This window comes from Caulifigura coniformis, from assembly GCF_007745175.1.
Classification (GTDB): Bacteria; Planctomycetota; Planctomycetia; order Planctomycetales; family Planctomycetaceae; genus Caulifigura; species Caulifigura coniformis.
In genome coordinates this window covers 2097157-2109848 of the sequence record NZ_CP036271.1, presented here as the reverse complement: position 1 = coordinate 2109848, position 12692 = coordinate 2097157, and the positions used below count along the sequence as shown (strand labels likewise).

Here is a 12692-nt window from a genome sequence, read left to right as displayed (position 1 = left end):
TCGGAGAGAGAAGCCCGGCTTTTCCACCGGATGCTTCGCGCAATGATCCCAAGCGGTGGCCGTCACGCTATCCTCGTGGGGCCTTCCTCGGAGCCCATCGCATGCGCTGCGTTTGTCTCGCGTTGCTCGCATTGTGTTTCGCCGCGACCGCTTTCGCGGCCGACGACATGCCCCGTTCGCTCGATCCGAAGATCAGGATCGACCTGTTCGCCGAACAGCCGCTCATCGCGACGCCCACCGGTCTCGATGTCGATTCGCACGGCCGAGTCTGGGCCATCGAGTGCAACACCCACTTCCGACCCGAGAACTACCCCGGCCATCCCTCCGACCGCATCCTCGTCTTCAGCACTGACGAAACCGGCAAAGCCAAACCACCCACGGTCTTCGCCGATGGCTTCACCGCCACCATGTCCGTCGCCGTCCGACCCGTCTGGATGAAGCCCATCCGTCTCAAGGGCGTCGACCAGGGTGACGCCGCCGCCCTCGCGAAGACGACCCAGGTCTACGTCGCCACGCGGAACCAGGTCCTGCTCCTCGAAGACACCAACGCCGACGACGTCTCCGACCGCCGCACCGTCCTCTTCGAACTCGACACCAAAGGCAACTACCCCCACAACGGCTTCGCCGGCTTCGCGTTTGATGCCGTCGGCTACATGTTCGTCGGCATGGGCGAAAACCTCGGCGAGCCCTACAAGGTTCGCGACCGCAGCGGCGCCGTCGTCTATGAACACGATGAGGGTGGCCACGTCTACCGCTTCCGCCCCGATGGCACGGAGTTCCGCTTCTGGGCCAACGGCTGCTGGAATCCTCATGCCTCCTGCTTCGACGCCTTCGGCCGGATGTTCTCGGTCGACAACGACCCCGACAGCCGTCCCCCCTGCCGCCTGCTCCACATCATCGAAGGCGGCGACTACGGCTATCACTTCAAGAACGGCCGCAAAGGCCTGCACCCCTTCACGAGCTGGAACGGCGAACTCCCCGGCACGCTGCCGATGGTGGCTGGAACAGGAGAAGCTCCTTCGGGCGTGATTGCCTATGAACACGATGCCCTCCCCGAGAACTACCGCGGGCATCTGTTCGCGACGTCGTGGGGCGACCACCGCATCGATGTGTTCCGCCTGAAGCCCAAAGGCCTTTCCTTCGAATCCGTCGCCGAGCCCGTCATCGTCGGCGGTGAAAGCTTCCGCCCCGTCGGCCTCGCCCTCGCTCCCGATGGCAGCATGTACTGCACCGACTGGGTCCTTCGGGAGTACAAGCTGCACGGCAAAGGCCGCATCTGGCGCATCTCGGCCGTTGACGGCGAACGTCGAAGGCCCGACTTCTCGGCGATTCAGAAGGAAGAGCGGCCCGGCATCCTCAAGCAGAGTCTCGAATCGCCAGTCGGTGCTGTGCGACGTCTGGCGGCCCGCCGCCTGGGCGAACTGAACGGGCTGCAGAACGTGGCCGTTCTTCGCGACGCCGATGCGTCCGAACGGGCGAAGTACGAAGCGCTGGCCGCGATCGTCGTGGGAGAAAAGGCGGACGAGCCGCGCCAGCTGCGCGATCTCTTCGGACCGAAGCCCGCACCGTTCGATTCGACGTTTACGCTAATGGCCCATTTCGACAACGCCCCCTCCGTGCAGCGGATGCAGGCGCTGCTGAAGGACCCGGCCGGCGCCGACCCGATGTACGTTCTCGGCGGGGTGAAAGCGTTCATCCCCTTGCTGAGATCGGCCGCGGGAACGGCTCCGAAGAAGATCGTGGAATTGATCAATTCGGCGGTCGACGGAATGGATGCCTTCGGGCTCTGCGCTCTCGCCCGTGATTGCGCCACGGAGATGCCCGCCGACAAGCTGGTTCAGCTGGTCTCCAGCGACGCCAGTCTCTCCTCGCGCGTGCGTCTCGTCGCGCTGCTCGCCCTCAAGCGGATCGATCCCGCGAACGAATCAGCGATCGAGGCTGGCCTGAAGCGACATGATCTGATCGTTCGCCGCGCCGCCGTCCAATGGGCCGGTGAGCAGCGAATGAAGTCGTTACGTCCCGTCGTCGAGAAATGTCTCACCCAATCGCCGATGGATCGCGATCTCTTCCTCTCGACAATCGCCGCCCTCGAAATGATCGATGGGAAGGATCCAAAAGACTTCGACAAGACGCCAGCGGGAAAATATGTGGCGCCGCTGCTGAAGGACGAGAAGGCGTCGCCGGCCGTGCTGGTGGAGGCGCTGAGGCTGGTGGATCCGGATGACGAGGTCCTTTCGATCGAACTGCTGGACCAGTTGATCCGTCATGCGGATCCGTCGGTTCGTCGCGAGGCGATCAGGACTCTCGCATTCCGAACGGGGGCCGATGCCCTGTCGCCCCTCATGGCGATGGCCGCCATGCAGAGCGGCTATCCACAGAATGCCCTGCTCGGAGTGATTCGTCATTTTGTCGCGAACCCGCGGAATCAGGAGATCAAAGACTTTCTCTTGAGTTCCACGACTGCCCCGGAGATGGCGGTGACCGCATTTCGTGGTGGCTTGGGTCACGACGACGTTGTTGTCGCGCGCCTGGACGAGTTGTTCAAGACCGCAGGTACGTTCGTTCCCGGATTCCAAGGACCGCCGGACGTCGATGCTCTCGGGCAGCAATGGTGGTTGATCTTCGGGGCTGGTCGCGCCTTTCCGATGAATAACTTTCGACAGCCTCCGGAGCGGCCAGTTGCGATCGACTGGAGAGGGGCAGGGCAACGCAACTTGACTGAAATCGAACTTCGGGGTGACTTTGTCTTTTTCAATCCGAAAGGGCCTGGCTGCTCCAACTGCCACACTGTCCACGGCCGCGGCGGCAAAGTCGGTCCCGACCTCTCCAGAATCGGCGCCACCTTCACCCGCGAAAAGCTCATCGGCTCCATCCTCGAACCCAGCAAGGAAGTCTCACCCCAGTTCACCAACTGGCAGATGGTCCACGTCGACGGCCGGGTCTTCACCGGCATGATCGTCCACGAGAACGAAGGCAAAACGATCCTCGGCGACAGCGAAGGCAAGACGATCGAGCTCAAGACGGCCGAGATCGAGGAGCGACGCCCCGTCCAGACGTCCGTCATGCCGGAGAAACTGGTTGACCGTATGACGGTCCAGGAATGGCGCGACCTGCTCGCGTTCCTCCAGTCGTTGAAATGAACCAGTGAGCGGACGGCGCTAGCCGCCGGTCAAGTGTCGCCAGCGGCGTCCTTCGACATCGTGCGTGCCACGGCTCTGTGAGCCGTGCATTCGCAGAACGCGGCCTCCCAATGTCACCGCCGCCCGCAGCGCACGACCGACACGACCGTGGCACCCATTCCTCGTTCTCAAGCTCCGGCTTGGGAACGCACTCTCTGCGAAGCTCCGCTTCGCGTTGCCGAGCCCTCACTTCGCGCGCACCCGCCTCACCAACCGCTCCATCCCCTCCGCGATCCGCGTCTCAATATCCCCCGCCCACCGCAGCGCCGGCCGACCATACTCAAACAGATTCGATCCCCCCTCATACCCCCCCTCATCCCACACCCGCCGCGACGGCACATACGCCAGCATGTCGTCCGAATAACCGCACACCCACGTTCCCGGCCCATACTCCCCTTTGAATCGGATCGCGTAGTCCACCACCGTCTCCGCCCCCATCCCCAGCATCAGCGTGTCGTCCCCCAACAGCCACGCATGCAGCGGATACGGTGACCCCGTTTCAAACTTCACTCCTTCATCCAGCTGCTTCAAAAGCCGCTTCGCCCACCGCGCCTTGATCGCCGCGCTGTCCCCCGCAAACTGCTCCAGGTGCTGCCGCGACATCACCTCCAGGTACGGCAGCTCAATCAGCTCGAAGGCCGTCTTCAGCTTCGGAGTCACCGGCTTCAGCGGCCGCTTGAGCCCATCGAGCACGCCCACCGCCAGTTGACGCCCATAGGACTCACACAGTTCCACCGTCCGCCGCGGCAGCGGGTTCTGATCGCCGCCGCACGTATTGACGAACATCGCCGTCGCCCCGGAATACGCCCGCTCAACCTCGATCTGGGCGAACCCCGGATAGTCCCCGCACCACTGCGTGAAGCTCAGCGTCGTCGGATGACACGCATACCCGAACAGAATGGCCAGCGGCGTCCCGTCCGCCCGGTCCACGCGCATCACCGGCACATCATGATCCACCGGCCCGCGCAGCTTCCCCTCCGCAATCAGCGTCGGGACGTCCTTCTCCGGGTTGTTCCGCCGGTTCACCGCAAACGTCGCCCGCCCCATCCCCGTCGCAACTCTCGCCGGGTCCAATCGCGCGAGCGCATCGCCCACCAGCTTCACCGTTCGCTCGACCATCCGGTCGGTGTACTCGCGAACCAGGTCCTCCTGCGCCGCCTCGACCGGGTAGTAATCGATCAGGTCATCCCCCAGCCGCGGCCCGCAGTGATTGTGCGAGAACGTGAACATCACCTGCGCTCGCGTCAGCCCGAACTTCGACTTCAGCTGCTCGAACACCCGGTCACTCATCGACCGCGGTACCCCCTGGAAGTCGCTCGTGATCAGCACCGCCCGCGATCCATCAGCCGCCTCGAAGGCGAGAGCCTTCATCCACAGTTCGTGCAGCTTTCCTTCGGGGGCGCGCCGAGAACCGTAGCCGGCCAGCCAGACAGGAGTGTCAGGGGTGATGACCTCGCGGGAGACACCGGCCTTCCAGGTCGTCTCGGCCGCGCAGAGAGATGGAGCGAACAAAAGTCCTCCTGCCACGGCTCCCAGTCCGAGCAGCGTCTGGCGGCGTGTGACCTTCTGCGACATGGATGCTCCCAGGAAAGTGCCTGCAACGAAGTGAGCTTAGCAAGAAGCCGGGCTCGACCGCTCGGGGGCGAATCGCCCTTCCAGGGACGAGTGGATTGTTCGGCGGCGCTGCGTCTTCACAGGGCGGACGGATTCATGGGGCCATCAGAGTTGGTATCGTGGTCGCCGGTTGCTGACGCTGCGCTTTCGTTCGAGAGAGTCTTCGCCGGTCGAAACTGCACCAGAACAGAAGGGCGACAATGGCGGATGGCATGGCGAAGGATTCGGCGGGAAATCGCGGCGCGGTCGGCGTGACGGTTCTGCTCCTGCTGCTCTTCCTCTGCTCGGTGTGGAACTGGCTGTACAACATTCCCGTCCAGCCGAATGTGGAGATCCCCTTTCGGTGGGGAAAGTGGTGGATGGTGGACTCGGCAGCGCCGGACGAGGTGTTGATCTGGGACAAGGACCACGGTCCCGTCTCGTTTTACAACATGCGGACGGGCGAGCATCTCTTCGATCGGCTGTCCGACTCGGACCTCGATGTCCGGCCCAGCTTTGGCGATTCGCGAACGACGCTCGTGTTTCGCGACGGCGTCGCAACGGTCGTCGATCTGCGGGCGGAGACAGTGCGCTGCCGGATCCCATCGCTTCCGAGGGGCGTCAACTCCCAGGCGTTTCTGGACAGGAGCGTGCTGCTCACGATTCATAAGGGGACGACGAGCGCCTTCGATGTGGAGACAGGCGATCCGCTCTGGTCGCGGAATGACATCCACATGTTCCGCCCGAACTGGGGATCCCGAGGCGATCGTTTCTGCGCGGACGTGAACACCGTTCGCCAGATTGAAGGCCTTGTCATCGAACAGCGCCAACGCCAGGTGCTCAACGTCAGAGATGGCACACAGGATGAGCGATTCGACCTGAAATCCGCCTCGCGCATCTGGATGTCCTCGCCGCCGGGCTATCTCGTTGAAGAAGGGGGGCGTGGCGGCACGTCGACGGTCTACGACATGCAGACCGGGGAGAAACTCCTGTCCACAGGATTCATTCAAGGCGGCACGAACACCCCGTATTTCAACGCCGAACTCACGGAACTCCTCTTTCCATATCGCGAAGGAGAATACGACTGTCGACTGGGACGCTGGGACCTGAAGACGGGAAACGTCATTCATCCGGTTCCTAAGCGCTGGCATTCCAAGCCGAACCTGATCACCGACGATGGTCGCTACTTCATCGGCAGTTACACGCGCGACTCTCCGCCTCTGTACGGCGCCGTGAGACGCGCCTTGCGGGAGATCGGCCTTCAGCTTCCCTCACGCGAGCGCGCGACGCCGTTGCTCGTCGACAACCAGGCGAAGAAGGAGATCGGCCGGCTGGAGCATTCCACCTCGTTCGAGCGGATCGAGCTGACCCGCGCGGGCGATGCGTTCGTGCAGGAATGCAACGATCGGCTGGCGATCTACTTCGTGCCGCTGCAGCGGAACTGGACCAGGCTCATCCTGGGCGGGGCGTGGATGGTGATCTCGTTCGTGGCGACCGCGTTCAAGGCGAGGACACTGCTGGTCCACATGTCGCAGGTGGAACTCCTTCCAGCGAGGCCGCGCCGGAAGGATTCGCCGACTGTCGATGATTCCCTGAGCGAATCGTGATCAACGAAAAAGCCCGGGGGTCGCAACCCCCGGGCTTTGGATCTGCTGAGCTCTGATCGTGGATCAGACTTCCTTCGAGTTGATCCAGGGCATCATCTTCCGCAGCTGCTTGCCGACGGTTTCGATGAGGTGCGTCCGTTCGCGGCGGCGGGTGGCCTGGAACGTCGGCTGGTTGACGCGGTTTTCCAGGAGCCAGTCGCGGGCGAACTGGCCGCTCTGGATCTCGTGGAGGATCTTCTTCATTTCCTTCTTGGTCTCTTCGGTGACGATCCGCGGGCCGCGGGTGTAGTCGCCGAACTCGGCCGTGTTGGAAACGCTGTACCGCATGTAGTTGAGGCCGCCCTGGTAGAACAGGTCGACGATCAGCTTCAGCTCGTGCATGCACTCGAAGTAGGCCATTTCCGGCTGGTAGCCGGCTTCGACGAGCGTTTCAAAACCGGCCTTCACGAGGGCGCTGACACCGCCGCAGAGAACGGCCTGTTCGCCGAACAGGTCGGTTTCGGTTTCTTCAGCGAAGGTCGTCTCGATGACGCCGCCGCGGGTACCGCCGATGCCCTTGGCATACGCGAGGGCCAGCTTCTTCGAGGTTTCGCTCGAGCCGGGGTACATGGCGATGAGCGAGGGGACACCGCCGCCCTTCACGTATTCGCTGCGGACGAGGTGGCCGGGGCCCTTGGGGGCGACGAGAGCGGCGTCGACACCCTTCGGCGGGATGATCTGGCCGAAGTGGATGTTGAAGCCGTGCGAGCACATCAGCACGTTGCCCGGCTTCAGGCCCTTCTGGATTTCGTTGCGGAAGACGTCGCCCTGCAGTTCGTCCGGCAGGAGGATGTTGATCAGGTCGCCCTGCTCGGCGGCTTCGGCGGCGGAGACGGGCTTGAAGCCGTGCTCGACGGCGAGGTCGTAGTTCGGTCCGCCCTTGCGCTGTCCGACGATGACGTCGCAGCCGCTGTCCTTGAGGTTCTGGGCCTGAGCGTGGCCCTGGCTGCCGTAGCCGATGATGGCAATCTTCTTGCCCTTCAGCAGGGACAGGTCGGCGTCGTTGTCGTAGTAAATGGTGACGGGCATGGCGTTTCGAAAGTTCTGTTCAAAAAGAACGGCCCGCGCAGAAGGAGGGCCGCCGAAAGCGAAGGGAAGATCATCCAGAGGCGCGGGCCGGTCGTCAACGACGCGAAGGCCCGAAACCGTTGTCGCAGACCAAGTGACGAACAAAAAGTTCGGGCGAAATGCGTCAAACGCAGGGATTTTGAGCGACTGTTGCAAGCGCTACGCGATTTGTGTGTCAGCGCGTCAGATTCCAGCGAGTCACATTGGGTTTCCGGGCATCGCGAACGGTGATCGATCTGCGGCATTTCTGTTCCTCCTCTGAAGGCGCACGGTTGCGCGAATGGGCCCTGGAGTCGACGCGAGACCCGACCACTGCGGCAGTTACGACGACGTCGAAGGTGGGCTCACACGGAACCTCTCAATCGCCGCCGGGAGTCGCTAGACTGGCCCGCCCGCGCCGGTCGGTCGCCTCTCCCGGAATCGCTTTTCGGCTTTCGCCGCTCTGTTTTCATGGTTGAACAACGCAAACCCCGCCGTCCCCGCAGCGAGGAAACTCACAAGGATCGGGAGCAGGTGTCGGCGCTGTTCGACAAAGTTCCGCCGCAGGACCTCGAGGCCGAGCGGAGCGTCCTGGGAAGCATCCTGCTGCTGAACGACTCGATCGACGAGGTGCTGCCGCACCTCAGCGGCGAACGCTTCTATGCCGACGCCCATCGGCGGATGTTCAAGGCGATTGCGGACATGTACGAGTCGGGCCGACGGGGCATCGACGCGGTCACGCTGGCGGCCGAACTGGAGAAGCGGGGGGATCTCGAACAGATCGGAGGCCCGGCCTACATCCTGCAGGTGCTGGAAACCGTCCCTCACGCCGCGCATGCCGAGTACTACGCCAGGATCGTCCGCGACAAATGGTTGCAGCGGTCGCTGATCGATGCGTGCACCGAATCTCTGCGGGAGGCCTTCACCGCCCGCGAGGACATCGACGAAGTCGTCACCCAGGCCGAACGCCGGATCTTCGACATCGTCGAGCGGCAGGCGACGACTGACAAGTTCGCCATCGGCGATATCCTCGAAGCGACCTTCGAGCGAATCTTCCACCGCATGGATCAGGAAGGGACGATCAGCGGCCTCCATACCGGGTTCCATGGCCTGGACGACATGACGAGCGGATTCCAGCCGTCGGAACTGATCGTGCTGGCTGCCCGTCCTTCCATGGGGAAGACGGCGCTGGTCTGTAACTTCTCGCTCGCCGTCGCGATGCAGAAGCAGGGGGTGCTGCTGTTCAGCCTCGAACAGTCGAAGCTCGAACTGGCCGAGCGTCTGCTGTGCATCCAGGCGAAGATCAGCGGCCACAAGCTGCGTCAGGGCAACCTCGATGAAATCGAACAGGCGGCCCTGATGGAAGGGGCCAACGAACTCCGCGACCTGCCGCTGTATATCGACGACGTGGCGGGGCGGACGGTGTCGCAGATCTCCGCGATCGGCCGGCGTCTCAAGCGGCGCTTCGGGCTGGGCATCATCATCATCGACTACCTGCAGCTGATCGAAGCCGACGAAAAAGGGCTGCCGCGCGAACAGCAGATTGCGACGATCACGCGGCGACTGAAGTTCCTCGCCAAGGATCTGAGCTGCCCGGTCATCGCGCTCGCGCAGCTGAACCGCGGCGTGGAACAGCGTGAAGACAAGCGGCCGAAGCTTTCCGACCTTCGCGAATCGGGCGCCATCGAACAGGACGCCGACATCGTGATGTTCCTGCACCGTCCGGACGCCTATGACCCGGGCGATCGGCCGGGCGAGGCCGACCTGATCATCGCCAAGAACCGTTCGGGCCCGATCGGCACCGTAGGACTGGTGTGGATGCGCGAACAGCTGCGGTTCGGCGACAAGGCGGCCGTGGATGTGCCGGCGGGGATGGGGGATTTCTGATTCCGGGAGGGGGTAGGTGCACCACCGAGGCACGGAGTTCACGGAGACGCACGGAGGCGGTTGGGGTGCGGGCTCGACAACGTTTGCACTGGCAGAGCCAGTGGCACCCCGGGGCGGAGCTTGTGACACCCGGGTGGGTCAGCGGTCTTTGGTTTTTTCGGCTTCGGGTGGTTCGGGGGTGGTTCCGAGATCGCCCAGGAGTTTGAAGCCGAGTTTGTCGAGGCTGTTGTCCCGGGCGAACGCGTCGGCCGTGTTGGAGAGCAGCACGAGGGCCTGCTTTCGGCCGGGCTCAAATCCGATGAACGCCGTGTAGCCGCCCGTCGCGCCATTGTGGAAGAAGAGGGTGCGGCCATCTTTCTCGACGATCAGCCAGCCGAGGCCGATGACGCCCGACTTCGTCTGCTTCCGGGTTTTGTGGGACCGCGTGATCGGTTTGCCGAGCGGGGACTGTTCGGGGTTGAGCTGGTGCTTGAGGAAGACCAGGAGGTCGTCGGTTGAAGAACGGATCGCGCCCGCGCCGGCGAGGGCGTTGAAGTCCCAGCTGGAGACCGGCAGACCTTTCAGCGAGTAGCCCGATGCGTATCGAGACTTCTGGTCGGCCGAAAGGTGAACGGTGGTGTCGACGAGGCCGAGGGGGGTGGCGATCGTCGACTTGAGCAGGGAGTCGTAGGAGCCGAGGCCCGCCTTGTGCTGGAGGGCATGACCGAGGAGGCCCGCGCCCAGGTTGGAATACATGAACGCCCGCTGATCGGGAGCCTTCCACGAACTGAGGAAGTGCTCGAGGCGTCGCTCATCGAAGGCGACATACGGATTGTCGCGGTTCCAGAGGGCATCGAAGATCATCGCGACCGGCAGTCGCGGGAGGCCGGAGGTGTGGGTCGAGAGTTCGTGGAGCGTGATGTTCCCGGCGTCTTCGGAGAGGGTGGCGTCGGGGAGGATCCTGCTGAGCGGGTCGTTCAGGTTCACATCGCCGCGTTCGACCATCACGGCGAGGGCGAGGGACGTGAAGACCTTGGAGATCGAGCCGATTTCAAAGAGTGTGCGGCCGTCCGTCGGGCGCTGGGAATCGGCTTCGCCGGTTTGGCCGTAAGAGAAGGTGTGGGACTGGCCGTTCTGGAGGAGGCCGACGGAAAGTGCGGCGAAGGGGCGTTTGGCGCGGTAGTCGGCGGTGAGTTGGGAGACACGCGTGGAGAGAGTGGTTGAATCGTCGGCGCGGGTGGCCTGTGGGGCCGACGAAACGACGAGAAGGGCGAGCAAAACACAGCGAAGGGCTTGCATTGCAGTTCTTCTGCCGGGGTGAGGCTTCTGAAATCCTGCCTGTCGCGAGGTCACTTTCCGTGGTGGTGAATTTTCCAACGAATACATTCGCGGCTCGGGAGCCTGTCACGCGACGTGGAGCTCCGTCGCGTTGAGTTGAACAGGAGGGAAGGAGAGAAGGAGAAAGGACTTCCAGTGCAATCGAGACCGGTGACAGAGCTTCGGCGTTCCTGAGTTGGCTTCAAGGCGAACAGAAGGCAAGGAAGGAAAGGAAGGCAGTCGGTGGTGTCTTGCCGGGAGACCTGGCGGTCGGCTCAGGTGGGTCGGGAGACCGTGCCACAGGGACGGTGCCACAACGAGGCCAGCAGAAGTGTTGTGTCGCCCCTTGCGGGGCTTTGTTGTCGTCTGGGACGTTTTCCACGGGCTGGCGCCCGTGGCTATGTTGTTCCGCCCCTATCGGGGCTCATTCCTGGGGAGGCCGGGACTCAACTCCGTGTCGCCTTTGACTGACGAAACTTCGTGTCCGGTGAGAAACTCCAGACGCCAAAAAGGAATGGCCACCATGACACCATGAGCAAGCCTGCCATGTAGGGAGCGAGCGAAAGGTCCGTCGCCTTTCCGGCGAGCTGCAAACCGAGACTCAACGTGCTCCAGCCGACGGCAACAGCAACGGTTGCGTGCTGAAACCAACGAAAAATAATCGAGCCTGTTGCCAGCTGTCTTCGCAGTTCCTCTCTTTTCCTCGCGACCGTGACGATCCAGATCACGCCGGTCAGCAAGACAAAGTCTGCGATCAAATCTTCCGGCTGCATGCCCGTCGCCTTAATGGACCGGTTACGATGCCTTCGCCTGATCGGCCTTCGTGCACCGCCCGATTTCGCGGACGGCCTGGCGAAGCCGCTGGCTGTTCTCGACGATCGCGAGGCGGAGGTAGCCTTCACCTTCGTCGCCGAAGCCGCGGCCCGGGCTGACGGCGACGCCGCCTTCTTCAAGGAGCTTCATCGAGAACTCGATCGAGCCCATCTTGGCCCACGGCTCGGGGATCTTGGCCCACACAAACATGCCGGCCTTCGGCTTCTCGACTTCCCAGCCGAGACGCTGCAGGCCGTCGACGAGCACGTCGCGGCGCTTCTGGTATTCCTTGGCGATGGCATCCACGGCCGGCTCGGCGTGACGCATGGCGACGATGGCGGCGATCTGGATCGCCTGGAAGATGCCGTAGTCGTAGTAGCCCTTGATCGTCGCGAGGGCGCGGACCATTTCCTTGTTGCCGCAGCAGAAGCCGATACGCCAGCCGGCCATGCTGAAGCCCTTGGACATCGTGGTCAGCTCGACGCCAACGTCGATGGCTCCGGGGGTGGCGAGGAAGCTGGGGGCCTGGTAGCCGTCGTAGCAGATGTCGGCGTAGGCGAAGTCACTGATGACGAGGAATCCGTACTTCTTCGCGAGCTTCACGAGGTCGACGAAGAAATCCTGCTCGATGCAGGTCGACGACGGATTGTGCGGGAAGTTGACGACGACCAGCCGCGGCTTGGGGAAGAGGTGCTCGCAGGTATAGGCGACGTTCGAGAGGAACTTCTGCGGGTCGCGGACGTCGAGCGCGATCACGTTGCCGGACGCCAGCACGACGGCGTAGCTGTGGATCGGGAAGGTTGGTGAAGGAACGATCGCCGTGTCGCCCGGCCCCATGAGAGCCAGGCACATGTGGCTGAAGCCTTCCTTCGAGCCGAGGCAGGCAATGACTTCGTCATCCGGATTGAGACGCACGCCGTACTTGCGGTCGTAACGTTTCGAGACTTCACGGCGGAGGTTGCCGATGCCGTTGGAGACGGAGTAGCGGTGGTTGCGCGGATCCTTCAGGGCGTCGGCCAGTTTCTCCTGGATCGCCGGATCGGGGGCGTCCGTGGGGTTGCCCATTCCCAGATCGATGACGTCGATCCCGGCGACGCGCTTCTGGTACTTCAGCTTGTTGATCTTGCCGAACAGATAGGGCGGCAGCCGCTTGAGGCGGTCCGCGACCGGCACCTGGAACGGGTTATCAGCAAATGGGACTTCCGATTCACTTCGCATTGGAACACCGTGC

The 12692-nt window shown here is 63.2% G+C and carries 8 protein-coding genes; 3 read left to right on the top strand and 5 right to left on the bottom strand.

What is annotated here, in order from left to right; all coding sequences use genetic code 11:
* The first annotated feature begins 101 nt into the window (after positions 1 to 101).
* A complete protein-coding gene (locus tag Pan44_RS08360) occupies positions 102 to 3140 on the top strand; it encodes a PVC-type heme-binding CxxCH protein (protein ID WP_145029100.1) in 3039 nt (1012 codons plus the stop codon).
* A gap of 225 nt (positions 3141 to 3365) precedes the next feature.
* Here Pan44_RS08360 and Pan44_RS08355 read toward each other — a convergent pair whose 3' ends face one another.
* A complete protein-coding gene (locus Pan44_RS08355) occupies positions 3366 to 4754 on the bottom strand; it encodes a neutral/alkaline non-lysosomal ceramidase N-terminal domain-containing protein (RefSeq protein WP_145029098.1) in 1389 nt (462 codons plus the stop codon).
* 251 nt (positions 4755 to 5005) lie between these two features.
* Here Pan44_RS08355 and Pan44_RS08350 point away from each other — a divergent pair, with 251 nt between their 5' ends.
* Entirely contained in the window at positions 5006 to 6379 is a 1374-nt protein-coding gene (locus Pan44_RS08350; protein WP_145029096.1) for a hypothetical protein, read from the top strand.
* A gap of 63 nt (positions 6380 to 6442) precedes the next feature.
* Here Pan44_RS08350 and ilvC read toward each other — a convergent pair whose 3' ends face one another.
* A complete protein-coding gene (ilvC, locus tag Pan44_RS08345) occupies positions 6443 to 7447 on the bottom strand; it encodes a ketol-acid reductoisomerase (RefSeq protein WP_145029094.1) in 1005 nt (334 codons plus the stop codon).
* Between the two features lie 489 nt (positions 7448 to 7936).
* Here ilvC and dnaB point away from each other — a divergent pair, with 489 nt between their 5' ends.
* Positions 7937 to 9352: a replicative DNA helicase gene (gene dnaB / locus Pan44_RS08340; protein WP_145029092.1), complete on the top strand. Its 1416-nt coding sequence runs from the start codon at positions 7937 to 7939 to the stop codon at positions 9350 to 9352.
* 138 nt (positions 9353 to 9490) lie between these two features.
* Here dnaB and Pan44_RS08335 read toward each other — a convergent pair whose 3' ends face one another.
* The 3 genes from Pan44_RS08335 to Pan44_RS08325 all read right to left on the bottom strand — a co-directional run bounded on the left by Pan44_RS08335 (position 9491) and on the right by Pan44_RS08325 (position 12679).
* Positions 9491 to 10630 (bottom strand): serine hydrolase domain-containing protein, encoded by a 1140-nt coding sequence (locus Pan44_RS08335; RefSeq protein ID WP_197453943.1) that lies wholly within the window; start codon positions 10628 to 10630, stop codon positions 9491 to 9493.
* Positions 10631 to 11094: 464 nt separating this feature from the next.
* Positions 11095 to 11421: a hypothetical protein gene (locus Pan44_RS08330; protein ID WP_145029088.1), complete on the bottom strand. Its 327-nt coding sequence runs from the start codon at positions 11419 to 11421 to the stop codon at positions 11095 to 11097.
* 22 nt (positions 11422 to 11443) lie between these two features.
* On the bottom strand, positions 11444 to 12679 hold the full coding sequence (locus Pan44_RS08325; protein WP_145029086.1) for an aminotransferase class I/II-fold pyridoxal phosphate-dependent enzyme: 1236 nt from the start codon (positions 12677 to 12679) through the stop codon (positions 11444 to 11446).
* Positions 12680 to 12692: the final 13 nt, after the last annotated feature.

Excerpts from the sequence above, each read along its gene's own strand:
- Pan44_RS08360 (WP_145029100.1), top strand. The coding sequence starts at position 102 with ATGCGCTGCGTTTGTCTCGCGTTGCTCGCATTGTGTTTCGCCGCGACC.
- Pan44_RS08335 (WP_197453943.1), bottom strand. The coding sequence starts at position 10,630 with ATGCAAGCCCTTCGCTGTGTTTTGCTCGCCCTTCTCGTCGTTTCGTCG.
- Pan44_RS08350 (WP_145029096.1), top strand. The coding sequence starts at position 5,006 with ATGGCGAAGGATTCGGCGGGAAATCGCGGCGCGGTCGGCGTGACGGTT.
- Pan44_RS08355 (WP_145029098.1), bottom strand. The coding sequence starts at position 4,754 with ATGTCGCAGAAGGTCACACGCCGCCAGACGCTGCTCGGACTGGGAGCC.
- Pan44_RS08325 (WP_145029086.1), bottom strand. The coding sequence starts at position 12,679 with ATGCGAAGTGAATCGGAAGTCCCATTTGCTGATAACCCGTTCCAGGTG.
- ilvC (WP_145029094.1), bottom strand. The coding sequence starts at position 7,447 with ATGCCCGTCACCATTTACTACGACAACGACGCCGACCTGTCCCTGCTG.
- dnaB (WP_145029092.1), top strand. The coding sequence starts at position 7,937 with ATGGTTGAACAACGCAAACCCCGCCGTCCCCGCAGCGAGGAAACTCAC.
- Pan44_RS08330 (WP_145029088.1), bottom strand. The coding sequence starts at position 11,421 with ATGCAGCCGGAAGATTTGATCGCAGACTTTGTCTTGCTGACCGGCGTG.